Here is a 23,496-nt window from a genome sequence, read left to right as displayed (position 1 = left end):
CGCCGGCGAAGGTGCGACTGCGAACCGGCGCGGGGAAACTCTGGTGCGGTTGCGGGTCTAGCGCTCCTGGTTCAAACCCCAGGAACTGCGGATGCGGTTGTCGGCGGCCCTGAAGACCGAGTCCACCAGGATGCCGATGACCAGCACCGTGATGATCCAGGTCAGCACGCGGGCCGAGTCGTTGAACTCCCTGGCGCCCTGCATGAGCGCGCCCACCGAGCCCTGCCCGGCCACGATCACCAGCAGCTCGCCGGCCATGAGCGAGCGCCACGCGAACGCCCAGCCCTGCTTCAGGCCCGACACGAACGAGGGCAGCGTCGCGGGCAGGATCACGTGCCGGTACAGCTGGAGGCCCTTCATGCCCAGGACCGCGCCGACCCGCTTCCACGCCGGCGGCACGTAGTCGATCCCCGAGATGATCCCGTTGGCGATCGAGGGCACTGCACCCAGCACCACCACGAACAGGATCGCCGACTCCGAGATCTTGAACAGCAGGATCGCGAGCGGGAACCACATGATCGACGGCATCGTCTGGAGCCCGGTGATGAGCGACCCGATCGCCGCCCGCAGCGGCTTGAACCGCGCCACCGCGATGCCCAGCACCGAACCGACCAGCACCGACAGCGCGAACCCCGTCAGGGCCCGCTGCAAGGTGATGCCGATGGCCTGCAGGTAGTCCGGCGTCGCGGCGTACGCGGCCAGGTCCTGCCACACGGTCAGCGGCGAGGGCAGGACCCACGGCGCCTTCCACTCGCTCAGGAACAGGAGCTGCCAGGCGCCGATGACCAGCACCAGCGCCAGGATCTTCGGCCAGGTGCCCGCCCACAGCCGCGCGCCGAGGCGCCCCAGCCGCGTCTCGGTCACCGGGGTGCGCTCCAGCTCGTCGAGCCCCGACACCCACTTGCGGGAGGTGTCCTTCTCCTTCTTGGCCGCCTCAACCGGCATGGCGCGACACCTCCTCGCGCAGCGCGTCGGTGATCGAGGCCGCGAGGTTCGCGACCGGCGCCGAGTCGATCCGGCGGGGCCGGTCCATCTCGACGTCGTAGACGTTCAGGACGCGGCCCGGACGCGAGCTCAGCAGCACCACCCGGTCGCCCAGGCGCACCGCCTCGCGCACGTTGTGGGTCACGAACAGCACCGTCAGGGACCGCTCGCGCCAGATCCGCTCCAGCTCGTCGTGGAGGATGTCGCGGGTCATCGCGTCGAGCGCGCCGAAGGGCTCGTCCATGAGCAGCACCGAGGCGTCCTGCGCCAGCGCCCTGGCGAGCGCGACGCGCTGGCGCATGCCGCCCGACAGCTCGTGGGGCCGCTTGTGCGCGAACCCGGTGAGCCGCACCGTCTCCAACAGCTCCGCGGCCTTCTGGCGTCGTTCAGCCCGACCGACGCCCCTCACCCGCATGGCGATCTCGACGTTGCCCGCGACGGTGAGCCACGGGAACAGCGCCGACTCCTGGAACATCATGGCGACCGGCTGGTCGACGTGGTCGATCGAGCCGCCCGAGATGTCGTCGAGTCCGGCCACGAGCGAGAGCAGGGTGCTCTTGCCGCAGCCGGAGGCGCCGAGCAGGCAGGTGAAACTGCCGGGTTCGACGCTGAGCGAGACGCCGTCGAGTGCCGTGACGGCGCCCGGGCCCCGGCCGTAGCGCTTGACCACGTCGGTCAGCACCACGGCTCCGGGGGCCCGGGCGGTGTCGGCGACCCGCGCGGCGTGGCGGGTCTGGGTCATGCCAGGTCACCCGCCGAGACCTCGTCGTCGCCGCGGTCGGCGAGCACCTGGTTGAGGGCGTCGAGCGCGTAGATGCCCTTGAGGTCGACCTCTTCGAGCAGTCCGATCTCGACCGCGTGCTCCTTGCTGCCCTGGAGCGAGGACGCGATGGGGTCGGCGGTGAAGCTGAGGTTCTCGAAGGCCGCGGCGATCACGGCGTCGTCGAGGCGCTTGTCCGTCAGGGCCTCGATGCGGTCGTTGGAGACCGTCTGGGCCTCCTCGGGGTTCTCGGCGATGTAGTCCAGGGCGGCCAGGTGGCCTTCGAGGAACGCCTTGACCAGGGCCGGCTGCTCGTCGAGGAACGTCTTGGAGACGATGACGTGCGTGGTGACGAACTCGCCGCCCTCCCACAGCTCGCGCTCGTTGAGGAACTCGACCGCGCCGTGCTTGAGGATCAGGTCCGAGTAGCGCGGTTCGACGGCCCAGGCCGCCTCGACCGTGCCGTCGTCGAACGCGGCGGCGACCTCGGAGTTGTCGATCGGCGTGACGGAGACGTCGCCGCCGCCGTTCTCGTCGGTCGCGAAGCCCTGCTCCTGGAGCCAGTAGCGGGCCGCCACGTCCTGGGTGTTGCCCAGCTGCGGGGTCGCCAGGGCCTTGCCGCGGAGGTCTTCCACCTCGGTGATCTCGGGCTTGACCACGAGCCCGGCGCCGCCGGAGGTGGACCCGGCGATGATGTGGAGGGCCTGGCCGCCGGACTGGGCCCAGCCGTTGATGGCCGGGTTCGGTCCGATGTAGGAGATGTCGATGGCGTCGGCGAAGAGCGCCTCGATCGCGGAGGGGCCGGCGTTGAACACCGTCTCCTCGATCGTGACCTCTGCGGGCAGCGTGTCCTTGAAGACCTCGGCCTGGAGGCCTACGAGGGCGGGGGCGTGGGTGACGTTCCCGAAGTAGCCCAAGCGGATCGTGCCGCTGGCGGTCGAGCTGTCGGCGTCGGCGGCGGAGGAGGTGTCGTCGTCGCCGCAGGCGGCCAGCACCGGTGCGGCGGTGAGGGCCGCGCCCGCGGCTGCGATGACGCTGCGTCGTCTGACTGTGCTCATGGGAGTGGCTTTCTGCTTCGAGGGAAGTAATCCTAGTAGTTCGATTAATTCGACCAAACTGATGGGAATTCTAGGCACGCCCGAATGCTCCGAGCAAGCCTCATCTCATTTATTGGACGGTCGCGGTGCGTCCTGGCTCGCAAAACGCTTGCCGTCCCGCGAGCGTTCCGACTGGCGGGACGCAAACGGGGCGCACCGGTTGCATCACTGAAAAACCGGTACGCCCCGGGCTTATCTGGCGTGCGCGAGCACGCCCTTGACGGCCGCTTCGAGCGCCTCGCGCCGCCGCGGGTTCTCCGGCCGCGCCAGCCCGTAGTGGTCGCGCAGCGTCGTCCCGGTGTACTCGGTGCGGAAGCGCCCGCGCTCCTGGAGGATCGGCACCACCTGGTCCACGAAGGCCTCCAGCCCCGAGGGCAGCACGGCGGGCATGATGTTGAACCCGTCGGCCGCGAGGCCGTTCTCGTCGCCGTCGAACCACTCGAAGATCGCGTCGGCGACCTGCTCGGCGGTGCCGGAGAAGGTGCGGTGCCCGCGACCGCCGCCGAGGCGGCCGATGAGCTGGCGCACCGTCAGGCGCTCGCGCCGGGCGAGGTCCACGATGAGCGTGAAGCGGCTCTTGGCGCCCTCGATCTCGTCCTCGTGGGGCAGGTGCTCCGGCAGCTCCCGGTCCAGGTCCAGTTCGGACGGATCGAGCTTGAGCTGCTTCGCGAGGTTGTCGCGGGCGTACTCGGGGACGATGAGGCGGTCGAGTTCGGCCTCCAGCTCCAGCGCCTCGGCCTCGGTGTCGCCGAGCACCGGGACGATGCCGGGCAGGACGAGCACCCCGTCGGGGTCCCGCCCGGCCGCCTCGGCGCGCCGCTTGATGTCGGCGTAGAACGCCTGGGCCTCTTGGAGGGTCTGCTGCGCGGTGAAGATCGCCTCCGCGTGGAGCGCGGCGAACGCCTTGCCGTCCTCGGAGGACCCGGCCTGCACCAGCAGCGGGTGCCCCTGCGGCGACCGGGGCACGTTGAGCGCGCCCGCCACCTGGAAGTGCTCCCCGGAGTGGTCCGCCGGGTAGACGAGCCGCTCGTCGCCCCACCGCCCGGCCTCCTTGTCGCCCACGACGGCCGCGTCGTCCCACGAGTCCCACAGCTTCTTGGCGACCTGGAGGAACTCCTCGGCCCTGGCGTACCGCGCCGCGTGCGAGGGCAGCTCGTCCAGGTTGAAGTTCCGGGCCGCGTCGAGCGTGGCGGTGGTGACGATGTTCCAGCCCGCCCGGCCACCGGAGAGGTGGTCGATCGAGGCGAAGCGCCGCGCCAGGTTGTACGGCTCGTTGTAGGTCGTGGAAGCCGTGGCGATGAGTCCGATGTGCTCGGTCAGGGCCGCGATCGCGGCCAGGACCACCGTCGGCTCCAGCGAGCCCGAGGGACGGCGGCCGATGGCGCCCCACAGCGTCGGCGAGTCGGCGAAGAAGATCGAGTCGAGCCTGCCGCGCTCGGCGGTCTGCGCGAGCCGGATGTAGTGCGCGATCGACGTGGAGGAGTACTGGTCGGACTCGGGCAGTCGCCACGAGGCCTCGTGGTGGCCGGTGTTCATAAGGAACGCGTTGAGGTGCAACTGCCTCGGCTCGGTGCTCATGCGCCGGCCTCCTTGTCTTCGGTGCGGATCTCGGCCCCGCCGGCGAGGCCGAGCGCGGCGAGCAGGTCGGTGCGGATGGCCGCGAAGTGCGGGTCGGAGGGGTCGCGCCGGCCTTCGAGGTCGATGGTCCGCTCGGTCTCGACGTGCCCCTGGTCCAGCACGAGCACCCGGTCGGCCAGGACGATCGCCTCGTCGACGTCGTGGGTGACGAGCAGGACCGCGGGCTTGTGCCGCTCGTAGAGGGCCCGCAGCAGGCCGTGCATCTTGATGCGGGTCAACGCGTCCAGGGCGCCGAACGGCTCGTCGGCCAGGAGCAGTTCGGGTTCGCGCACCAGCGAGCGGGCCAGCGCCACGCGCTGCTGCTCGCCGCCGGACAGCTCCCGGGGCCAGGCCCGCTCGCGCCCGGCGAGCCCGACCTCCGCCAGCGCCTCCTTGCCGCGGGCCTTGGCCCCGGGCCCTTCGAGGCCCAGGACCACGTTGCGCAGGACCCGCTGCCACGGCAGCAGCCGCGAGTCCTGGAAGACCACCGAGACCTGCTCGGGCACGCTGATGTCGCCGGTGCCCGAGGCGTCCTGGTCGAGCCCGGCGAGCGCCCGCAGGAGCGTGGACTTGCCCGAGCCGGAGCGGCCCAGGAGCGCCACGAACTCGCCGGGCTCGATGTCGAGGTCGAGGCCCGACAGGACCGGCCGGTCGTCGGTGAAGGAGCGGTGAAGGTCGCGGATGCGCACCGCCGCGGTGGCAGTGGTCAGTCCTCCAGTGTGCGTCGCCATGTCAGGACCCTCCTTTGGATGACGCGGACGATGGTGTCGGAGATGAGCCCGAGCAGTGCGTAGAGGACCAGGCCGACGATGATGACGTCGGTCTGCCCGTAGGTCCCGGCCAGCAGCATCATGTAGCCGATGCCGCTGGTGGCGTTGACCTGTTCGACCACGACCAGCGACAGCCACGAGGAGGTCACGGCGAAGCGCATGCCCAGGAAGAACCCGGGGAGCGCGCCGGGCAGGACCACGCGGCCGACGAACGAGGCGGGCCGCAGCCGCAGCGTCTCGGAGAGCTCGGCGTAGCGCCCGTCGATGGAGCGCAGGCCGTTGTGGGTGTGGATGTAGATCGGGATGAGCACGCCGAGCGCGATCGTGATGATCTTCATGCGCTCGTCGATGCCGAACCACAGCAGCAGGAGCGGCAGCAGCGCGAGGTTGGGGATGGACCGCTTGATCTGCACCGGCCCGTCCACGACGGCCTCGCCCCAGCGGCTGAGCCCCGAGACGATCGCGAGCACCAGCCCGGCGAGCACGCCGAACGTCAGGCCGAGCGCGAAGCGCCGGGCCGACACCAGCAGGTCGGGGCCGAGCCGCCCGGTCTCCCACAGGTTCCACGCGGTCTCCACCACCGTCCACGGGGCCGTGAGGATCCGCGGGTCGATCCAGCCCTGCGCCGAACCCCAGACCCACACGCCCAGGAGCAGCAGCGGGCCGATGAGGTACCCGAACGGGATGGCCTTGCCCGGTCCCAGGCGCCGCTTGCCCCGCGGCCTGGAGGCGCGCCCGCTGGCGGCCTCGTCGTGCGGCGGCGCCGAGGCGCGGGCCGGCTCGGTCTCCACGGCGGTCATGACGCGCCCGCCTCGCCGTACTCGGCGATGCCCTCGGCCACCAGGGGCTCGAAGCGGCGGTCGTAGATCTCCTCGGCGTCGAAGACCTCGTTGCCGGTGCCCTCGGCGACGACCTCGATGGTCTCCTGGTGCCGTTCGATGGTCTCGTCCCAGGTCTCGGGGAAGTCCGGCTCGCCCTCGCGGTCGAACAGGTACTCGCCGTCCTCATAGGGCAGTCCCTCGTGGTCGACGTACCAGGCGTTGATCCACTCCTCGCGGTTCGCCCTCGTCCACAGCTTCGCGGCGCCCCACAGGCGCACGTACTGGGCGATCGCGGCGGCCTTGTCGGCGTCCTCCAGGACCTCGATGGGCGCGTAGAGGGTCCACGGGTCGTCGCGCAGGCCGTGCGGGATCGCGGTGGCCCCGTCCGAGGCGTACTTGTTGAGGTACGACTTCACCTGGGTGCCGCCGATCGGGGCGACGTCGACCTCGCCGCCGGCGAGGGCGTTGGAGTAGGTGTCGGCGGTGCTCGGCAGCTCCACCAGCTCCACGTCGTCCTGGCTCAATCCCGCCGCGTCCAGGACCCGCAGGATCAGCGCGCCCTGGGCCTGGCCGGGGGAGTACGCGATCTTCTTGCCCGCCAGGTCCTCCAGGCTCGCGACGTCCACGCCCGGGGCCACGCCGAGGTCGTAGATCGGGTGCTCCAGCGGGTCGATCCGGCCGGCCGCGGCCACGATCTTCACCGGGAGGTTCGTCCAGGTCGCGTGGATCGGCGGGATGTCGGCGACCGACGAGATGTCGAGCGACTTGGCGCGGAAGGCCTCCGCGGACTTCGGCCCGCCGGAGATGTTCGCCCACTCGTAGTCGAACGTCAACTGCCCCAGCAGACCTGACAGTTCGAAGGCGAGCTGCTGGGCCGGGTCGCCGATGACGAGCCTGGTGCCCTCGGGCACGGCCGTCGGCAGGTCGGCGTCGGCCGCGAGGACCGGGCCGCTCGGCTCCTCGGAGCACGCGGCGAGCGCCAGCGCGGCGACGGCGGGCGCGCCCGCGAGGAGTGTTCGTCGGGTTGCGTTGGATGACATGGGGACAGGCCTTTCGACAGGGGAGGAAGCAGCGGTCATTCGAGGGGAGCGGCGGCGCAGTAGCCGCCCGCGTGGTAGACCAGCGGCTCGTGGGAGCCGCCGGTCTCGGCGTCCACCACCAGGGCGAGGACCACGTGGTGGTCCCCGGCCTCGATGCGTTCGGTGACGACGGCCCGCAGGAACGCCGGGGCGTCGTCCAGCACCGGCTCGCCCGACTCCAGGCGCGACCACAGGGTCGGCGCGCCGAAGCGGTCGATGCCGCTGGTGGCGAAGCGGGTCGCGATCACGTGCTGTTCGGCCGACAGGAAGTTCACGGTCAGGCTCTGTGCGTCGCGGATCGTCGGCCACGCCGAGGAGGTCGAGGCGATCGCGAACGACACCAGCGGCGGGTCCAGGGACACCGAGGTGAGCGAGGTGGCGGTGAAGCCGGCCGGGCCGTCGCCGGCGTCGGCGCAGATCACCGTGACGCCCGCGGGGTGGGCCCGGAACAGGGCCCGGAACGACTCGGCGCCGACGCCGGGCTCGTAGTCGAGGCGGGCGCTCATACCGCCGCCCCGATCCGGCCGGGCGCGAGCGCGGCGGCGAGCGTCGGCAGGTGCGCGCCGGCCCAGGCGGTGACGTGCTCGTCGAGCTCGGCCAGTTCCTTCTCGCGCAAGGTGAGCGAGGGGACCGGGACGCTCGCGCCGAGCTCGGCCAGGACCGGCCGTAGCTGGAGGTCGGCGAGGAACCGGTGCTCCGCCGAGGCGGCGACCGTGACCGGCACGGCCACCGTCCCCTCGAGCGCCTTGGGCGGCAGCTGGTCCAGGAAGAGCTTGAGCAGGCCGGTGTAGCTGGCCTTGTACACCGGGGTGGCGATGACGAGCACGTCGCCGGCGCGGACCTGGCGCAGGGCGTGCTCGAACCCGTCGTGCGGGGGCTCGATCCCGTCCAGGTAGAGCTCGGCGAGGTCGATCGAGGTGGCGCGCGGCTCGGCGCCGAGGGCGTCGGCGATGGCCGCGGCCAGGGCCTCGGCGGTGGTGAGCGTGCGGGAGAGGCGCTTGGGATTGCCGACCACAGTGGTCACGGCGATGCTGTCGGTCACGATGGCGTCCTTCGTGGATGCGGAGGTGGGTAGCGTGCGTCGGCACGACCGGGGAGCGGGCGTGCGAAAGACGGACCCGATGGGGCCCAAGGTGATGTGGTGCTGTGCGGAGGGCACGGACGACGGTGTGCGGTCGGGCGCGCCGGTGGCCGCGAGCGGCACCGGGCGACCGACTAGCGCATTCGGCTCTGCTGGCCGGAACGACGCTGACAGAGGGCGCTGGCGGCGCGCATCTGATCGATTTCGCGCCGCCGCGTGAGGAAGGCGGCGGACGTCATGCCGACAACACTAACAGTATTCCTATAGAAATACTAGGAGTTCTTAGATGCTGAGAAGCCGGTCGTCGGCGGGCGAGGCCCCGGCGGTGCCGCGGTACTCCACGTCCCGGCTGCGCGTGAAGCGGTAGCCGACCCCGCGCACGGTCGCGACCAGCGCGTCGAACTCGGCGAGTTTGGCGCGCAGGCGCCGCACGTGGACGTCGACGGTGCGGCCCGGCAGCCCCGTGTCCGGTGCGTCCCAGACGTACTGGAGCAGTTCGGTCCGGGTGTGGACCATACCGGGGTAGCGCGCGAGGAACGCCAGGAGCTCGAACTCCAAGCGGGTCAAGGCGACCGCTTCGCCGTGGATGAGGACCTCGCGGCCGGGCACGTCGATGACGAGCGCGGGGCTGCGCTCGGGCGCGGCCGGCGCCTCGGCGAGCGCCGGGACGCCCTCGGCGGCCACCGCGACGCGGCCGCCGCCCTGGGCGAGCACGCCGAGCGCGGCGGTCAGGCGCCGCGCCAGGCGCGGGTCGTCGGTCGGGATCTCGACCGTGACGGTGATGGTCGCGGTGCCGGAGCGGCGGTGGACCGGGGGACGGGTGCGGGTCTGGACGGGAGTCATGGCAGCGCCTTCGCGTTCGGTGTCTGGTGGGATTCCGGAGTGGGCGGCGTGGTCGGATGCGCTGCCGAGCGCGTTCGATTGCCTTGTGGGCTCAGCGAACCGCGTCGGCACCGACGGCGTCGCCCGGGCGACACAGGGCCGAATCGCTGCGCGCGAAGTCGATGTGGCGCCGTCTGGTCCACCTCGGCATCGCTCGTTCGCAGGTGCGGTTCACCCCGAAAGCATATCCTATCTATCAAGTAGGATTCAAGGGCACGTATCCGCCAAGCCCCAGACTCATGAAGGGAGCCGGGCTCCATGCAGGTCTCCGCACGCGGCGAGTACGCCGTCCGCATCAGCGTCACCCTGGCCCACGGCCATCCGCGCACCATCTCCGCGAGCACCCTGGCCGCGGCGCAGGAGCTGCCGCGCAAGTTCGCCGAGGTGATCCTCGGCGACCTCCGCAGGGCCCATCTCGTCGACTCCGTGCGCGGGGTCGAGGGCGGCTACCGCCTCTCGCGCGCGCCCGAGGACATATCGGTGGGGGAGGTGCTGCGCGCCGTCGACGGCCCCCTGTCCGAGATCCGCGGGCGCCGTCCCGAGGAGACCAGTTACGAAGGCGCCGCTGTGAACCTGCCGCGGCTGTGGGTCGCGGCCCGCGCGGCCGTGCGCTCGGTCTTCGACGGCGTCTCCCTCGCCCAGGCCGCGACCGGCGAGTTCCCGCTCCGTGTCGCCGAATTGACAGCCGAGGAGGACGCCTGGATGCCGCGTTGAGCTTGCGCGCCGAGCACGCGGGCCGTAATATCTATATATCCTATTGATTAGATAGGAATATTGACTCGGAGGTCCGCATGCCCGACGCCTCGCTCCGCGACCGCACCGCCGTCCCCCTCACCGAGGACGCGGCCTTCGACCACATCGCCGCCGAAGGCTTCCGCCCCACCGCGCCCGCGCGCATCGGAGCCGAAGTCGAATGGCTGGTCACCGGCACCGCCGACCGCCGCCGCCGCATCGACCCCGAGTCGGTCAGGGCCGTCCTCGGCGTCCGGGACGCCCTGCCGCGATGTACCCGGCTCAGCTTCGAACCCGGCGGCGCCCTCGAACTGAGCACCCATCCCAGGGCCACCGTGCGCGAGTGCTTCGACGACCTCGAAGCCGACCGCGCCCGCGTCGCGGCGGCCCTCGGTCGCGAGGGCCTCGAACTCCTCGGCCTCGGCCTCGACCCGGTCCGCCTGCCCCGCAGGGTCCTGCGCAGCCCGCGCTACCAGGCCATGGAGGAGCTGTTCGACCAGGACGGCCGGGCCGGGCGCTGGATGATGGCCAACACCGCCTCCGTCCAGGTCTGCCTCGACACCGGGACCGACGGCCCCGGGCCCGGCGGCCTCGCCGAGCGCTGGGATCTCGCCCACCGCCTCGCCCCGGTCTTCATCGCCGCGTTCGCCAACTCCCCGCTGCGCCGCGGCGAGCCCGGCCTGTGGCGCTCGACCCGCCAGCACGTGTGGGCCGCGATCGACCACAGCCGCTCCCGCGCCGTGTCGCAGCGGCCCGACCCGCACGGGGACCCGCGCGCCGACTGGGCCCGGTACGCCCTCGACGCCCGCGTCATGGCCGTCCGCGGGCCCGGCCGCTGGACCGTCCCGCGCGGCCTGACGTTCCGCGCCTGGATCCGCGGCGCCGGCCCGCGCCCGCCCGTGCTCGACGACCTCGTCTACCACCTCTCGACCCTCTTCCCGCCCGTGCGGCCGCGCGGCGCCTACCTCGAACTGCGCATGATCGACGCCCAGCCCGGCCGCGACTGGGTCGCACCCGTCGCCGTCGCCAGGGCCCTCTTCGACGACCCGGCCGCGAACGCGGCCGCCCGAGAGGCCCTCGAACCCTTGTGGCGCAACGCGAGCACCCCCGACCTCTATCTCCGGGCCGCCACCGCGGCCCTCCACGACGCGCCGCTCGCCGAAGCGGCCGCGTCCTGCTTCACCGCCGCGCGGGACGCCCAGACCGACCCCGAGATCGCCGCCGTCGTGCACGAGTTCACCGAATCCTTCGTGACCCGCGGCCGCACCAGGGCCGACGACCTCGTCACCGGCGGGGCCCGCCGCGACTGACGGCGTCCCAGGGAGCCCCGCGTCACCGAGGCGCATTCATGTTCGGTCGCGCGCGTCGACCACGGCTACCATGAGCGCGACCCTGCCACCGCCTGATTTGGACACGGATGCCGCCTCGCACGACCGCCTTGACCCGGCGCCTGCTCATCGGCGGCGGCCTCGGACTGTCCGGAGCGGCCGTCGCCGCGGGCCTGCTCGCGATGAGCCGCGGGGAGACCAGCGGCACCCTGTCCCGCCCCGGCACCGGCGTCGCCTTCCCCTCCTTGATCGACCGCGCCCGCACGCTCATCACCGGCGGCGACGTCGACCCCGACGACGAGGACTACACCGCCTCCCTCACGTCCGTCTCCGCCGCGGCGGCCGGCTTCCTCGGCTCCATGGACCTCAGGGGAAGCCGCACGACCCTCTGGTCCGACCTCGGACCGGCCGCCGACCCCGCCGGCTTCAACACCGCCTACTCGCGGCTGTTCCGCCTCGCGCTGGCCTGGGCCACCCCCGGTGCCGACCAGTACGGGGACGAAGCGGTCGCCGGCGCCGTGACCGAGGCGCTCTCCTTCCTGTACCAGGAGGCCTTCAATGAGGACGCCGAGCAGTCCGGCAACTGGTACTGGTGGGAGATCGGCTCGCCCTGGTCGCTCATGCGCACCTGCGTGCTCCTGCGCGAGGAGATCCCCCCGGCGCACCTGAGGCACTACCTCGACACCGTCGACCGGTGGTGCCCCGACGCCTCCGTGCGCCTCACCGCCCCCGACGAGAGCGAGACCGGCGCGAACCGCGCCGACAAGGCCGCGATCCTCGCGCTGCGCGGCATCGTCGGCGAGGAGCCCGCCAAACTCCGCCTCGCCCGGGACGGCCTGTCCGACACCGAAGGCGACGGCGAGCACGGCCTGTTCCGCACCGTCGAGTCCGGCGACGGCTTCCACGCCGACGGCTCGTTCATCCAGCACGGCACCGTGGCCTACACCGGCGCCTACGGGACCACGCTCCTCGACTCGGCCGGGTTCGCGACCGCCCTGCTCGCCGGCTCGGTCGGCGAGGTCACCGACCCCGACCTGCCCGTCCTGCTCGACGCCGTGGAGCACGCCTTCGCGCCGTTCGTCGAAGACGGCCTCCTCATGGACTGCGTGCGCGGCCGCAGCATCGCCCGGCCCCGCCAGCAGGACTCCCACAGCGCCGTCGACCTCGTCGGCGCCGTGACGCAGCTGGCCGAGATCGCCCCGGACGACTACCGCAGCCGCTGGCACGCGCTCGTCAAAGGCTGGATCGAGCGCTCGGCGCAGGACCTGCCGTACTTCGAGACGGCCGGCGTCGCCGCCGTGCGGCGCGCCAAGACCGTGCTCGCCGACGACTCCCTCGAGGCCGCCCCCCGCCCCGACTACACGCGCGTGTTCGCCGGGATGGACCGCCTCGTGGTGCGCCGGCCCGGCTGGTCCTGGGCGCTGTCGATGTCCTCCAACCGCGTCGCGGCCTACGAGACGGGCAACGGCGAGAACCTGCGCGGCTGGTACACCGGCGACGGGATGGCGTACCTCTACCTGCCCGAGGACCCCGTGCAGTACAGCGACGCGTTCTGGCCCACCGCCGACCCCCACCGGCTGCCGGGCACCACCGTGGACACCCGCGCGCGAGAGCCCCGCGGCGCCGACGAGGACCCGTTCCACCTGCCCGCCAACGACGTCGCCGGCGGCGCGGTCCTGGGGGAGCGCCACGCCGTCGCCGCCATGGACCTCATCGCCGAAGGCTCCTCCCTGCGCGCCAAGAAATCCTGGTTCGTCGTCGGCGACGCGATCACCGCGCTCGGCGCCGGCATCACCGCCTACGACGGCCGTACCGTGCAGACCACGGTGGAGCACCGCAACCGGCACGGCGACGGCGACCGCCGCATCACCGTCGACGGCGTCGCCCCCTCCGGCGACGGCGACCTGACCACCGCGATCGAAGGCGCCCGCTGGGCCCACCTGCCCGGCGTGGCCGGGTACGTCTTCCCCTCGGGATCGACCGGCCTGACCGCCGCGCGCGAAGTGCGCACCGGGGCCTGGAACGACATCGAGCAGGGCGCCACGACCGGCGGCGGCGACCTCACGGCCCACACCCGCCGCTACGCCTCCCTCTGGTACGACCACGGCGTCTCGCCCGCCGACGCCGCCTACGCGTACACGCTGCTGCCCAAGGCGACCGAGGACGAGACCGCGGCCTGGGCCGAGGCGCCCGCCGTCGAAGTCCTCGCCAACACCACCACCGTGCAGGCGGTCGAGTCGCCGTCGGCCGGGCTGATCGCCGCCCACTTCTGGCAGGCCGGCGAGGCCGGGGGACTGGCCTGCGACGGGCCCGCCTCGGTGCTGGTCCGGCGCACCGGAGACGGCATCAACGTCTCGGTCGCCGACCCCGGCCGCACCGCCGAGACCGTCACCATCGAACTGCCTTACCCCGCAAGCGAACTGGTCGAATCCGACGACACCGTCACCGCCGAACCCGGCGACCGCCCGAAGCTGACGATCGCCGTCGGCGGCTCGCGCGGAGCCACCCACACCGCCCTGCTCCGCTGAAAGGGGTCATCGCCGCGACGCCGGCTCACGGCCGGAAGCGGTACCCCATGCCCGGCTCCGTCAGCAGATGCGCCGGCCGGGCCGGGTCCTCCTCCAGCTTCTTGCGCAACTGCGCCATGTACTGGCGCAGGTAGTTCGTCTCCCGGTCGTAGTTCGGGCCCCACACCCGGTGCAGCAGCTCGCGCTGGCCCACGAGCTTGCCCGGGTTGCGCAGCAGCACCTCCAGCAGCTGCCACTCCGTCGGCGTCAACCGGATCTCCTCGCCGCCCCGGTGCACCTCCCGCGCCGCCAGGTCCACAGTGGCGCCGCCGATCTCCGTCACCGGCGAGTCCGCCCCCGGGCCGCTGCGGCGCGTCGCCGCCCGCACCCTCGCCAGCAGCTCCCCGATGTCGAACGGCTTCGTCACGTAGTCGTCCGCGCCCGCGTCGAGCGCCGCGATCTTCTCCGCGCTCGCGGCCCGGCCCGACAAGACCAGGATCGGCGCCTTCGTCCAGCCCCGCAGCCCCGCGATCACCTCGGTGCCGTCCATGTCCGGCAGCCCCAGGTCCAGCACCACCAGGTCCGGGACGATCGCCGCCGCCGCCCTGAGCGCCTGCGCGCCGTCCGACGCCGTGCTCACCTCGTAGCCGTGCGCCGCCAGATTGATCCGCAGCGCCCGGGCGATCTGCGGCTCGTCGTCCACCACCAGCACCTTGATCACGCCTTCTCCTCCAGTTCCGCACCCGTTCGCGGCAGTGCCAGCACCATCGTCAGACCCCCGCCCGGCGTCGCCTCCGGATTCAGCGAACCGCCCATCGCCTCGGCCAGCCCCCGCGAGAGCGCCAGCCCCAGCCCCACCCCGGTGGTGTTGTCGCGATCCCCGAGACGCTGGAACGGCGTGAACATCGTCTCGCGGTCCTCATCGGGCACGCCCGGACCGCGGTCCACCACCCGCAGCTCCACCACCGGGCCGCGCGCCCCCGCCGTCACCCGCGGCGGCCGGCCCTCGGGGCTGAAGCGCAGCGCGTTCGCGATGACGTTCACCAGAATCCGCTGCAGCAGACCAGGATCGGCCGCGACCTCCGGCAGGTCCGGCGCCACGTCCAACCGCACGTCCGCCGCCGCCTCGCCGATCTCGTCGAGCGCGATCGGCACCGCCTCGTCCAGCGCGATCGGCACCGGGTTCGCGCCCAGCACCCCCGCCTGGAGCCGGCTCATGTCCAGCAGGTTGTCCACCAGCCCCGTCAACCGGGTCAGCGACAACTCGGCCGACTCCAGCAGCTCCGCCCGCTCCGCGGGCGTGAACAGCTCCCCGGTGGACCGCAGGCTCGTCACCGCCACCCGCACCGACGCCAGCGGCGTCCGCAGGTCGTGCGAGACCGCCGCCAGCAGCGCCGTCCGCATCTTGTCGGTGTCCGTCAGCCGCTGCACCGCCGCGGCCTGGCGCTCCAGCCGCTCCTGCTCCAGCGCCGCCGCCGCGTGCATCGCGAACGCCTGCGCGATGCGCCGGTCCGCCGCCCGCAGCGTGTGCCCCCGCAGCGCCAGCGCCAGGTCGTCGTTGATCGGCACGTCGTTCTCCGCAGCCCCCGGGCTCCCGCACGCCTCGCCCGCGCAGGCCACCGCCCGCCACACCTTCGCGTCGTGCCGCTCGGCCGGACCGGCCCCCGGCTCGGTCCGCTCCAGGAGCGTCACCGAGTCCAGCGCGAACGTCTCCCGCAGCTGCTCCAGCAGGTCCGCGAGGCGGTTGCCGCCGCGCAGCACGTTGCCCGCCAGCGTCGCCAGGGTCTGCGCCTCCGCGCTGGCCCGCGCCGCCAGCCGCGCCCGCGCCGCCGACACGTTCACCACGCTCGCCCCGCCCAGCGCGAGCGCCACGAAGATGACCAGCGCGATGAACTGCTCCTGGTCGTTGACCTTGAAGTGGTAGTACGGCTCGGTGAAGAAGTAGTTGAGCAGGAAGAACCCGATGAGCGCCGCCAGCAGCGCCGGCCACATGCCGCCGGTCAGCGTCAGGCCCATGACCGCCGTCAGGACGATGAGGATGATCGTCGTCAGCGACAGCTCCTCGTGGAACGGCTCCAGCGCCGCCACGAGCGCCGGGATCCCCACGAGCGCCAGGATCAGCCCGAGGCGGCGGCGCCCGGAGTCGATGACCCCGCGGCCCGAGCGGGTGCGCTTGACCGTGGCGACCCGCTCGTGGCTGACCAGGTGCACGTCGATCTTCCCCGACTGCGCCGTGGTCGTCACGCCGACGCCGCGCGAGAGCATCTGCGCGAACCGGCCCCGCCGGGAGGCCCCGAGCACCAGCTGGGTCGCGTTCACGCCCTGCGCGAACTCCAGCAGCGCCTCGGAGATCGAGTCGCCCACCACCTGGTGGTAGGACCCGCCGAGGTCTTCGACGAGGTTGCGCTGGCGGGCGAGGTTGCGGGCGGAGCGGGCGCTGGTGAGGCCGTCGCCCGAGGCGACGTAGACGGCCTTGAGGTCCGCGCCGCCGGAGCGGGCGGCGATGCGCGCGGCCCGGCGGATGAGCGTGTCGCCCTCGTCGCCGCCGGACAGCGCCACGACCACGCGCTCCTTGGACTCCCAGGTGGCGGTGATGTGCTGGTCCTCGCGGTACTGCTCCAGCTGGTCCTCGACCTTGTCGGCCAGCCACAGCAGCGCGATCTCGCGCAGCGCGGTCAGGTTGCCGACCCGGAAGTAGTTGGACAGGGCCGCGTCGACCTTCTCGGGCGGGTAGACGTTGCCGTGGACCATGCGCCGGCGCAGGGCCTCGGGGGTGATGTCGGCGAGTTCGACCTGGTCGGCGCGGCGCACGACCTCGTCGGGGACGGTCTCGCGCTGCGGCACGCCGGTGATCTGGGCGACGACGTCGTTGAGGGATTCGAGGTGCTGCACGTTGACCGTGGAGATGACGTCGATCCCGGCGTCGAGCAGCTCGTCGATGTCCTGCCAGCGCTTGTCGTTGCGCGAGCCGGGCACGTTGGTGTGCGCGAGCTCGTCCACCAGGGCGACCGCCGGCGCGCGCGCGATGACGGCGTCGACGTCGAACTCCTCGAACGCGGAGCCGCGGTACTCGATGGGGCGGCGCCGGACGACTTCGAGGTCGCCGACGAGGCCGGCCGTCGCGGGCCGCCCGTGGGTCTCGACGAAGCCGACCACGACGTCGGTGCCGCGCTCGGCCCGGCGGTGGGCCTCCTCGAGCGCGGCGAAGGTCTTGCCGACCCCGGGGGCGGCGCCGAGGTAGATCCGCAGTTGTCCACGTGGCACTGGACCATCATTCCCCGGTTTCGGGGCGGGGGCCGTCAAGAAATCGTCAAAGGTGACCTTCAGGACGCTCCGGGGTCGTCTCCCGCCCCCTAGGTGCGCAGGAACCGCTCGATGACGAGGGTCGCGGCGCCCTTGGCGACCGCGTCGGGTCCCAGGAGCCCGGGGGCGATCCGGGCGGTCGCGAACGGCTGGCCGAGCGAGTACCGCCCGGCGGCGGCCTTGATGTCGTCGAGCCTGCGGTGCGCGAGCAGGAGCCCGGCCCAGCCGCCGAGGACGATGAGTTCGGGGTTGAACAGGTTGAGCAGGTCGGCGAGGCCCGCGCCGAGGTATTCGACGGTCTCGTCGAGGACCGCGGCGGCCGCGGGGGAGCGGTCGTCGAGCAGCCGCTCCAGATCGGCCTCCTCGCCCTCGCCGGTGAGTTCGACGACGCCGGTCGCGGCGAGGTACCGGTCGAGGATGCCCTCGGCGCCCACATAGGCCTCCAGGCAGCCCTGGCCGCCGCACCGGCAGCGCCTCCCGGCGACGGCCATGGTGGTGTGGCCCCATTCGCCGGCGCTCGACCCGGCGCCCCGGTAGAGGGCGCCGCCGGCGACGATGCACGAGCCGACTCCGGAGCCGATGAGCGCGATGACGGCGTTGTCGGCCCCGCGCCCGGCGCCGAACCACATCTCGGCCTGGCCCATGGTCATCGCGCCGTTCTCGACGTGGACCGGCAGCGGGTCGAGGCGTTCCATGAGCATGCGGCCCAAGGGGACCGTGTCCCAGCCGAAGGCCTTGGCGTGGATGACGCCGTCGGGGCCGTACTCGACGATGCCGGGCATGCCGACGCCGACGCCGAGTACGGGGGCGCCTTCTGCCGCGGTCAGGACCTCCTTGACGCCCGCGACGATGTGCTCGATGACGGTGGCCGGGTCGTGGCGGCCGGGCGCGAGGGCGTAGCGGGCCTCGGCGCGCTCGGCGAGCTTGAGGTCCAGGAGTTCGACGCGCACCTGGGTCTCGCCGACGTCGACGCCGACGACCCGGGCGTGGCCGGGGTCGACCTCCAGGAGGATCTGCGGCCTGCCGCCGTCGGACTCGACCTTGCCGGCCTCGCGCAGCACCCCGTCGGCCAGCAGTTCGGCGGTCACGTTCGAGATCGTGGCGGTGCTGAGCTTCGTGGCGGGGGCCAGGTCGCGGCGGGTCAGGGGCCCGTCGAAGTAGAGGGCCCGCAGCAGGCGCATGCGGTTGCCGAGCTTGAGATCGCGCGTGGTCCTGTGCCTTGGGGCTTCCATCTGTCCACCAGCCGTTATCGCTCCGGGACCAGGCCGTTATGTCGGGGAGATTGACGGCATGAGTCCGAGTACTTAATCTAAGTCTTATCGGTAAGTCGTGTACGACTGCATCAGCCTACCTCCGGCCCACTCCTGGGGCCACACCGATTCGGCCACCGACGCGGCTCCGGCGCCCGCTTCCCGACCCCGACAAACCACAAAGGAACCTTCCCGATATCCCTCACGAGCTGCCGACCCTTGTCGGCGGCCGGACATAGGAGCATCCCATGAGGATCACACCTCCCCTCCGCGGACGCGGCTTCGCCGCCGCCCGCGCCATCGCCGTGGGCGGGGCCGCCGCCCTCCTCGCGACCGCCTGCCTGGACGGCGGCGGCGCCTCCAGCGCCTCCGACCGCGTCGAGATCCGCTGGTTCGTCGGGATGGGCGCGGGCTCCGACGCCCCCACCATCCCCGCCCAGGAGGCGATCGTCGAGGAGTTCAACGCCAGCCAGGACGAGATCGAACTGGTCCTGGAGATCGTGGACGCCGACCAGGCCCCCAATATCCTCTCCACCCAGATCTCCACCGGCGACGCCCCGGACATCGTGGGCCCCATGGGCATTCGCGGCCGCTCGACCTTCCCCGGCGCGTGGCTCGACCTCACCCCGCACATCGAGGAGAACGAGTACGACCTCACCGACTTCGACCCCGCCCTGGTCGACTTCTACCGGATCGAGGAAGAGGGCCAGATCGGCCTGCCGTTCGCGGTCTTCCCCTCCTTCATGTACATCAACCTCGACCTCTTCGACGAGGCCGGACTGCCCTACCCGCCCCAGGAGTACGGCGCGCCCTACATCGACGCCGAGGGCAACGAGAAGCCCTGGGACATCGCGACCATGACCGAGCTCGCCAAGCAGCTCACCGTCGACGCCGAAGGCAACGACGCCACCAGCCCCGACTTCGACGCGGGCAACATCGTCCAGTTCGGCTTCGGCAACGTCTTCGCCGACATCCGCGCCCAGTCCACCCTCTTCGGCGCCGGCAGCCTCGTGGACGCCGAGGGCAACGCCCAGATCCCCGAGCACTGGGCCGAGGCCCAGCAGTGGTACTACGACGGCATGTGGACCGACCACTTCATCCCCAACGGTCCCTACGGCGACTCCGACATGCTCAACGCCGGCTCGTGGTTCGAGTCCGGCAACCTCGGCATGGGCTACACCCACCTGTGGTACGCGACCTGCTGCATGGCCGGCTTCGAAGGCACCTGGGACACCGCGGTCGCCCCGGCCTACAACGGCGAGACCACCGCGAAGCTCCACGCCGACACGTTCTCCATCACCAAGGACACCGAGCACCCCGACGAGGCCTTCGAAGTCCTCACCCACCTCATCGGGGACGCCGCCGAAGAGCTGACCCAGACCTACGGCGGCATGCCCGCCCGCATCAGCCTCCAGGACGGCTACTTCGACCGCGTCGGCGACGCGAACTTCGAAGGCCAGGACATCAACTGGGACGTCGCCGTCGAAGGCATGTCCTACGTCGACAACCCCTCCCACGAGGGCGGCATGCCGAACTTCCTGGAGTCCGAGGCGGTCCTGGCCGAATACGCCACCCGCTTCAACCAGGAGGAGGGGCTCGACATCCCCACCGAACTCGCCTCGTTGCAGACGGACCTCCAAGCGGTCTTCGACGCCGCCGAATGAGGTAGCGCCCGACCAGGCCTGATCCTCCCGAAACACCAGTCAGGCCGACTCCCGCCGGGCGGGCGCCAGCGCCCGCCCGGCACTCCCTCACCGCCCTCTCCGCGGCGCCCCACGGCACCCCGAAAGGAACGTCCAACCCCATGTCGAACTTCACCGAGGCGGTGCTCGCCGCCCGCCGCAAGGGCGGGCGCGGCGGCCGGCCCGCCAGCCCGATGCAGCGCCGCGAGGCCCGCTGGGGCTACGCGTTCATCAGCCCCTGGATCATCGGCTTCATCCTCTTCTGGGCCGTGCCCATCGGCGCCTCACTCGTCTTCTCCACCCTCGACTTCCAGCTCACCGACCCCGGCGCGACCACCTTCGCCGGCGGCTCCAACTGGGAGCGGGCCCTGTCCGACCCCGACACGTGGACCGCGCTCGCGGCCACCTTCCGCTTCACCGTGCTGTTCCTGCCGCTGAGCCTCGTCGTCGCCCTCGGCCTGGCCCTGCTCCTGAACTCCAAGCACCTCAAGTTCACCGGCCTGTTCCGGCTCCTGTTCTTCATGCCCTCGATGATCCCGCTCGTCGCCGGCATCCTCATCTGGCAGCAGGTGCTCAACCCCCAGACCGGCTGGGTCAACCGGCTCATCGGCCTCTCCGGCGTCGACGCCACCGGCTCGGACGGCATCCGCTGGTTCGACAACCCCGTCCTGGTCCTGTTCGCCTTCAGCTTCATCGGCCTGTGGGGCATCGGCAACTCGATGATCGTCAACCTCGCCGGACTCCAGGGCATCCCCACCGAGCTGTACGAGGCCGCCGCCATCGACGGTGCCGGCTGGTGGCGGCGCCTGGGCAGCATCACCCTGCCCCTGCTCTCACCGGTCATGTTCTACAACCTGGTGATCGGCTCGGTGCTGGTCCTCCAGTACTTCGTCGTCCCGTGGGTCCTCTTCGGCGCCAGCGGCCGCCCCGGCGGCGCCAGCAAGTTCCTCCTCGTCCACTTCTACCAAGAGGCCTTCGTCTTCGGGAACATGGGCTACGGCGCGGCCCTGGCCTGGCTCATCTTCATCGTCGTAGCGATCCTCACCGGACTGCTGTTCGGCACCGCCCGCTACTGGGTCCATTACGGAACGGAGCGATCGTGACCACCGACGCCAAGTCCAGGAACACCGACGCCGCCCTGCGGCGCAAGCGGCGCAACCTGCTGCTCACCGGCTGCACCACCCTCGGCGCGCTCCTGCTCGCCGCGATCTTCCTCATGCCCCTCGGGTACGGGGCCGCCACCGCCCTCAAGGACAAGGACGGCGTCTCCGACCCCAACGCCTCCCTCCTCCCCGTCTCGGCCCTCACCTTCGCATATGAAGGGGAGGAGCTCGACGTCTACGCCGTGCCCATGCCCGACGGCGAGGTCCGCGAGCTCGCCCTCGTCGAACCCGGCCGCGAGTCGAGCGTCTTCGTCGACCCCGGCGACGCCGCCGCCGGCACGATCGACTGGGAAGGCCGCTGGCGCACCCTCGAACCGGTCACCGGACTCGCCCCCCAGTGGGGCAACTTCGAAGAGGCCTGGAGCACCATCGACTTCCTGCGCCTCATGGGCTGGACGCTCATGTACGCGCTGACCACGATGCTGTTCACCGTCGTGTCCTCCGCGGTGGTCGCCTACGGTTTCGCGCGCTTCCGCTTCCCGGGGCGCGGCATCCTCTTCGGACTCCTCATGGCGACGATCCTCCTGCCGCCCGCGGTCACCCTCGTCCCCAAGTACGCGGTGTTCCTCCAGATGGGCTGGGTCGGCACCTACCTGCCGCTCATCGTCCCGCAGCTGTTCGCCAACGCCTTCAACGTGTTCCTGCTGCGCCAGTACTTCATGACCATCCCCAGGGAGCTGGAGGAGGCCGCCCGCATCGACGGCGCCGGACCGATCCGCACCTTCCTGCGCGTGATCATCCCCCAGGCCCTCCCCGCCCTGACCGCGGTGAGCCTCTTCCACTTCTTCTACGCCTGGAACGACTTCTTCGAACCGCTGCTCTACCTGGCCGGGAACCGCGACATCGTCCCGATCGGCGTGGGCCTGAGCTACTTCAGCGGCGTCTACAACTCCGAGCCCCACCTCATCCTGGCCGCCTCGATCCTCGCGCTGGCCCTTCCGGTCGTGATCTTCCTCGCGGCCCAGCGGGTCTTCGTGCGGGGGATCGTCGTGACCGGCGTGGACAAGTAGCCGGCGCACCGAATCCGGCGGACCGGCCACCGGCCGCCCGAACCACCACAGCAAGGAGTACGACGCCATGACCGCCACCAGCCCGTTCCCGGAGGACTTCCTCTGGGGCGCTTCAACAGCGGCCTACCAGATCGAGGGCGCCGCCGACGAGGGCGGCCGCGGGCCGTCCATCTGGGACACCTTCTCGGCGACCCCGGGGAAGGTCCGCGACGGCGACACCGGCGCGGTCGCCTGCGACCACTACCACCGCTGGCGCGAGGACTTCGGCATCGCGGCCGAGCTGGGCCTGAAGGCCTACCGCCTGTCGGTCTCGTGGGCGCGCCTCCAGCCGCTCGGCCGCGGCGACCTCAATCCGGTCGCCGTCGCGTTCTACCGCGAGCAGCTGGCCGACCTGCGCGCCAAGGGCATCCGCTCGGCGGTGACCCTCTACCACTGGGACCTGCCGCAGGTGTTGGAGGACGAGGGCGGCTGGCCCGAGCGGGCGACGGCCGAGCGCTTCGCCGACTACGCGTCCCGCACCGCCGCGGCCCTGGGCGACCTCGTGGACGAGTGGATCCCGATCAACGAGGCGTGGTGCGCGGCCTTCCTCGGCTACCACGTGGGCGTCCACGCCCCCGGCCGCCGGGACCGCACCGCCGCCCTCCGCGCGGCCCACCACCTCAACCTCGCCCACGGGCTGGCGGTGGCCGCGATCCGCGAGATCGCGCCGAACTCGCGCGTCGGATCGGCGGTCATCATGACCGACATCGAGGCCGCCAGCGACAAGGCGGCCGACGTCGAGGCCGCGCGCCTGTCCGACGGCGGCGGCAACCGCCTGTTCCTCGACCCGCTCTTCCGCGGCGCCTACCCCGAGGACATGCTCCGCCACTTCGCGCCCACCGGCGCGTTCGACGCGGTGCTGCCGGGTGACATGGAGACCGTCGCCGCTCCCCTGGACTTCGTGGGCGTCAACCACTACCACCGCTTCGTCGTCGAGGCCGACCCGAACGACGCCCACCTCGGCAACCGGAGCCTGCCGCCCGAGAACCCGGTGACGGGCTTCGGCTGGGAGATCAACCCCGACAGCCTGCGCCGGGTCCTGGAGCGCGTCTCGGCCGAGTACACCGACCTGCCGGTGTACATCACCGAGAGCGGCGCGTCCTTCGAGGACGCGGTGGGCGCGGACGGCTCGGTGGACGATGCCGAGCGCGTCGACTACCTCGACGGCTACATGAAGGCCGCGGGTGCCGCCATCGACAAGGGCGTCGACCTGCGCGGCTACTTCGTGTGGTCCCTGCTCGACAACTTCGAGTGGGGCGAGGGCTACTCCAAGCGCTTCGGGCTCGTGCGCGTCGACTACGGCACGCAGCAGCGCACGCTCAAGCGCAGCGCCCACTGGTACCGGAACGTCATCGCCTCCAACGGCGCCTCCCTGACCTGGGGCTGAAGCA

General features: G+C 71.9%; 20 protein-coding genes. 7 read left to right on the top strand and 13 right to left on the bottom strand.

What is annotated here, in order from left to right; genetic code table 11:
• Nucleotides 1–57: 57 nt before the first annotated feature.
• From BLQ63_RS03350 to BLQ63_RS29540, 10 genes are all read right to left on the bottom strand, one after another.
• On the bottom strand, nucleotides 58–945 hold the full coding sequence (locus tag BLQ63_RS03350; RefSeq protein ID WP_091028289.1) for an ABC transporter permease: 888 nt from the start codon (nucleotides 943–945) through the stop codon (nucleotides 58–60).
• On the bottom strand, nucleotides 935–1,726 hold the full coding sequence (locus BLQ63_RS03345; protein WP_091028286.1) for an ABC transporter ATP-binding protein: 792 nt from the start codon (nucleotides 1,724–1,726) through the stop codon (nucleotides 935–937). Before BLQ63_RS03345 ends, BLQ63_RS03350 begins: the two co-directional genes overlap by 11 nt.
• Nucleotides 1,723–2,802, bottom strand: a complete 1,080-nt coding sequence (locus BLQ63_RS03340; protein WP_091028282.1) for an ABC transporter substrate-binding protein — start codon at nucleotides 2,800–2,802, stop codon at nucleotides 1,723–1,725. Before BLQ63_RS03340 ends, BLQ63_RS03345 begins: the two co-directional genes overlap by 4 nt.
• Nucleotides 2,803–3,033: 231 nt before the next feature.
• Complete coding sequence (locus BLQ63_RS03335) at nucleotides 3,034–4,419, bottom strand: LLM class flavin-dependent oxidoreductase (RefSeq protein WP_091028280.1); 1,386 nt, start codon at nucleotides 4,417–4,419, stop codon at nucleotides 3,034–3,036.
• A complete protein-coding gene (locus BLQ63_RS03330; protein WP_091028276.1) occupies nucleotides 4,416–5,189 on the bottom strand; it encodes an ABC transporter ATP-binding protein in 774 nt (257 codons plus the stop codon). The genes BLQ63_RS03335 and BLQ63_RS03330 overlap by 4 nt, the downstream gene beginning before the upstream one ends.
• Nucleotides 5,165–6,028, bottom strand: a complete 864-nt coding sequence (locus BLQ63_RS03325) for an ABC transporter permease (protein ID WP_091028273.1) — start codon at nucleotides 6,026–6,028, stop codon at nucleotides 5,165–5,167. Before BLQ63_RS03325 ends, BLQ63_RS03330 begins: the two co-directional genes overlap by 25 nt.
• Nucleotides 6,025–7,089 (bottom strand): ABC transporter substrate-binding protein, encoded by a 1,065-nt coding sequence (locus tag BLQ63_RS03320; RefSeq protein ID WP_091028271.1) that lies wholly within the window; start codon nucleotides 7,087–7,089, stop codon nucleotides 6,025–6,027. The genes BLQ63_RS03325 and BLQ63_RS03320 overlap by 4 nt, the downstream gene beginning before the upstream one ends.
• A gap of 35 nt (nucleotides 7,090–7,124) precedes the next feature.
• The gene (locus BLQ63_RS03315) at nucleotides 7,125–7,634 is read right to left on the bottom strand and encodes a flavin reductase family protein (RefSeq protein ID WP_091028267.1); all 510 of its coding nucleotides are present in this window, start codon (nucleotides 7,632–7,634) and stop codon (nucleotides 7,125–7,127) included.
• Nucleotides 7,631–8,170, bottom strand: coding sequence for an NADPH-dependent FMN reductase (locus tag BLQ63_RS03310; protein WP_218125031.1), 540 nt, complete (start codon nucleotides 8,168–8,170; stop codon nucleotides 7,631–7,633). The genes BLQ63_RS03315 and BLQ63_RS03310 overlap by 4 nt, the downstream gene beginning before the upstream one ends.
• Nucleotides 8,171–8,491: 321 nt before the next feature.
• A complete protein-coding gene (locus tag BLQ63_RS29540; protein ID WP_091028263.1) occupies nucleotides 8,492–9,052 on the bottom strand; it encodes a winged helix-turn-helix domain-containing protein in 561 nt (186 codons plus the stop codon).
• A gap of 297 nt (nucleotides 9,053–9,349) precedes the next feature.
• On the opposite strand from BLQ63_RS29540, the gene BLQ63_RS03300 reads away from it, so the two are divergent.
• The 3 genes from BLQ63_RS03300 to BLQ63_RS03290 all read left to right on the top strand — a co-directional run bounded on the left by BLQ63_RS03300 (nucleotide 9,350) and on the right by BLQ63_RS03290 (nucleotide 13,679).
• Nucleotides 9,350–9,805: an RrF2 family transcriptional regulator gene (locus tag BLQ63_RS03300; RefSeq protein WP_091028257.1), complete on the top strand. Its 456-nt coding sequence runs from the start codon at nucleotides 9,350–9,352 to the stop codon at nucleotides 9,803–9,805.
• A 77-nt stretch (nucleotides 9,806–9,882) separates the two neighbouring features.
• Nucleotides 9,883–11,133, top strand: coding sequence for an ergothioneine biosynthesis glutamate--cysteine ligase EgtA (gene egtA / locus BLQ63_RS03295; protein ID WP_091028254.1), 1,251 nt, complete (start codon nucleotides 9,883–9,885; stop codon nucleotides 11,131–11,133).
• 107 nt (nucleotides 11,134–11,240) lie between these two features.
• Nucleotides 11,241–13,679 (top strand): polysaccharide lyase 8 family protein, encoded by a 2,439-nt coding sequence (locus BLQ63_RS03290; RefSeq protein WP_091028251.1) that lies wholly within the window; start codon nucleotides 11,241–11,243, stop codon nucleotides 13,677–13,679.
• 25 nt (nucleotides 13,680–13,704) lie between these two features.
• Here the strand turns inward: BLQ63_RS03290 and BLQ63_RS03285 are convergent, their stop codons facing one another.
• The 3 genes from BLQ63_RS03285 to BLQ63_RS03275 all read right to left on the bottom strand — a co-directional run bounded on the left by BLQ63_RS03285 (nucleotide 13,705) and on the right by BLQ63_RS03275 (nucleotide 18,193).
• Nucleotides 13,705–14,379 carry a response regulator gene (locus BLQ63_RS03285; protein ID WP_091028249.1) on the bottom strand — a complete coding sequence of 225 codons (675 nt, stop codon included), beginning with the start codon at nucleotides 14,377–14,379 and terminating at the stop codon, nucleotides 13,705–13,707.
• Nucleotides 14,376–16,922 (bottom strand): sensor histidine kinase, encoded by a 2,547-nt coding sequence (locus BLQ63_RS03280; protein WP_091028246.1) that lies wholly within the window; start codon nucleotides 16,920–16,922, stop codon nucleotides 14,376–14,378. Before BLQ63_RS03280 ends, BLQ63_RS03285 begins: the two co-directional genes overlap by 4 nt.
• A gap of 89 nt (nucleotides 16,923–17,011) precedes the next feature.
• Nucleotides 17,012–18,193 carry an ROK family transcriptional regulator gene (locus tag BLQ63_RS03275; RefSeq protein ID WP_091028244.1) on the bottom strand — a complete coding sequence of 394 codons (1,182 nt, stop codon included), beginning with the start codon at nucleotides 18,191–18,193 and terminating at the stop codon, nucleotides 17,012–17,014.
• Nucleotides 18,194–18,459: 266 nt separating this feature from the next.
• On the opposite strand from BLQ63_RS03275, the gene BLQ63_RS03270 reads away from it, so the two are divergent.
• The 4 genes from BLQ63_RS03270 to BLQ63_RS03255 all read left to right on the top strand — a co-directional run bounded on the left by BLQ63_RS03270 (nucleotide 18,460) and on the right by BLQ63_RS03255 (nucleotide 23,492).
• Nucleotides 18,460–19,875 carry an ABC transporter substrate-binding protein gene (locus BLQ63_RS03270; protein WP_091028241.1) on the top strand — a complete coding sequence of 472 codons (1,416 nt, stop codon included), beginning with the start codon at nucleotides 18,460–18,462 and terminating at the stop codon, nucleotides 19,873–19,875.
• A 140-nt stretch (nucleotides 19,876–20,015) separates the two neighbouring features.
• On the top strand, nucleotides 20,016–20,996 hold the full coding sequence (locus BLQ63_RS03265; protein WP_091028238.1) for a carbohydrate ABC transporter permease: 981 nt from the start codon (nucleotides 20,016–20,018) through the stop codon (nucleotides 20,994–20,996).
• Entirely contained in the window at nucleotides 20,993–22,066 is a 1,074-nt protein-coding gene (locus BLQ63_RS03260) for a carbohydrate ABC transporter permease (protein WP_218125030.1), read from the top strand. Before BLQ63_RS03265 ends, BLQ63_RS03260 begins: the two co-directional genes overlap by 4 nt.
• 67 nt (nucleotides 22,067–22,133) lie before the next feature.
• Nucleotides 22,134–23,492 (top strand): GH1 family beta-glucosidase, encoded by a 1,359-nt coding sequence (locus tag BLQ63_RS03255; RefSeq protein WP_091028234.1) that lies wholly within the window; start codon nucleotides 22,134–22,136, stop codon nucleotides 23,490–23,492.
• Nucleotides 23,493–23,496 lie beyond the last annotated feature (4 nt).

This window comes from Glycomyces harbinensis, assembly GCF_900101745.1.
Taxonomy (GTDB): Bacteria; Actinomycetota; Actinomycetes; order Mycobacteriales; family Micromonosporaceae; genus Glycomyces; species Glycomyces harbinensis.
This window is presented reverse-complemented; position numbering and strand designations above follow the sequence as displayed.

Coding starts and splice junctions, on each gene's coding strand:
- BLQ63_RS03350 (WP_091028289.1), bottom strand. CDS start 945: ATGCCGGTTGAGGCGGCCAAGAAGGAGAAGGACACCTCCCGCAAGTGG.
- BLQ63_RS03345 (WP_091028286.1), bottom strand. CDS start 1,726: ATGACCCAGACCCGCCACGCCGCGCGGGTCGCCGACACCGCCCGGGCC.
- BLQ63_RS03340 (WP_091028282.1), bottom strand. CDS start 2,802: ATGAGCACAGTCAGACGACGCAGCGTCATCGCAGCCGCGGGCGCGGCC.
- BLQ63_RS03335 (WP_091028280.1), bottom strand. CDS start 4,419: ATGAGCACCGAGCCGAGGCAGTTGCACCTCAACGCGTTCCTTATGAAC.
- BLQ63_RS03330 (WP_091028276.1), bottom strand. CDS start 5,189: ATGGCGACGCACACTGGAGGACTGACCACTGCCACCGCGGCGGTGCGC.
- BLQ63_RS03325 (WP_091028273.1), bottom strand. CDS start 6,028: ATGACCGCCGTGGAGACCGAGCCGGCCCGCGCCTCGGCGCCGCCGCAC.
- BLQ63_RS03320 (WP_091028271.1), bottom strand. CDS start 7,089: ATGTCATCCAACGCAACCCGACGAACACTCCTCGCGGGCGCGCCCGCC.
- BLQ63_RS03315 (WP_091028267.1), bottom strand. CDS start 7,634: ATGAGCGCCCGCCTCGACTACGAGCCCGGCGTCGGCGCCGAGTCGTTC.
- BLQ63_RS29540 (WP_091028263.1), bottom strand. CDS start 9,052: ATGACTCCCGTCCAGACCCGCACCCGTCCCCCGGTCCACCGCCGCTCC.
- BLQ63_RS03300 (WP_091028257.1), top strand. CDS start 9,350: ATGCAGGTCTCCGCACGCGGCGAGTACGCCGTCCGCATCAGCGTCACC.
- egtA (WP_091028254.1), top strand. CDS start 9,883: ATGCCCGACGCCTCGCTCCGCGACCGCACCGCCGTCCCCCTCACCGAG.
- BLQ63_RS03290 (WP_091028251.1), top strand. CDS start 11,241: ATGCCGCCTCGCACGACCGCCTTGACCCGGCGCCTGCTCATCGGCGGC.
- BLQ63_RS03275 (WP_091028244.1), bottom strand. CDS start 18,193: ATGGAAGCCCCAAGGCACAGGACCACGCGCGATCTCAAGCTCGGCAAC.
- BLQ63_RS03270 (WP_091028241.1), top strand. CDS start 18,460: ATGAGGATCACACCTCCCCTCCGCGGACGCGGCTTCGCCGCCGCCCGC.
- BLQ63_RS03265 (WP_091028238.1), top strand. CDS start 20,016: ATGTCGAACTTCACCGAGGCGGTGCTCGCCGCCCGCCGCAAGGGCGGG.
- BLQ63_RS03255 (WP_091028234.1), top strand. CDS start 22,134: ATGACCGCCACCAGCCCGTTCCCGGAGGACTTCCTCTGGGGCGCTTCA.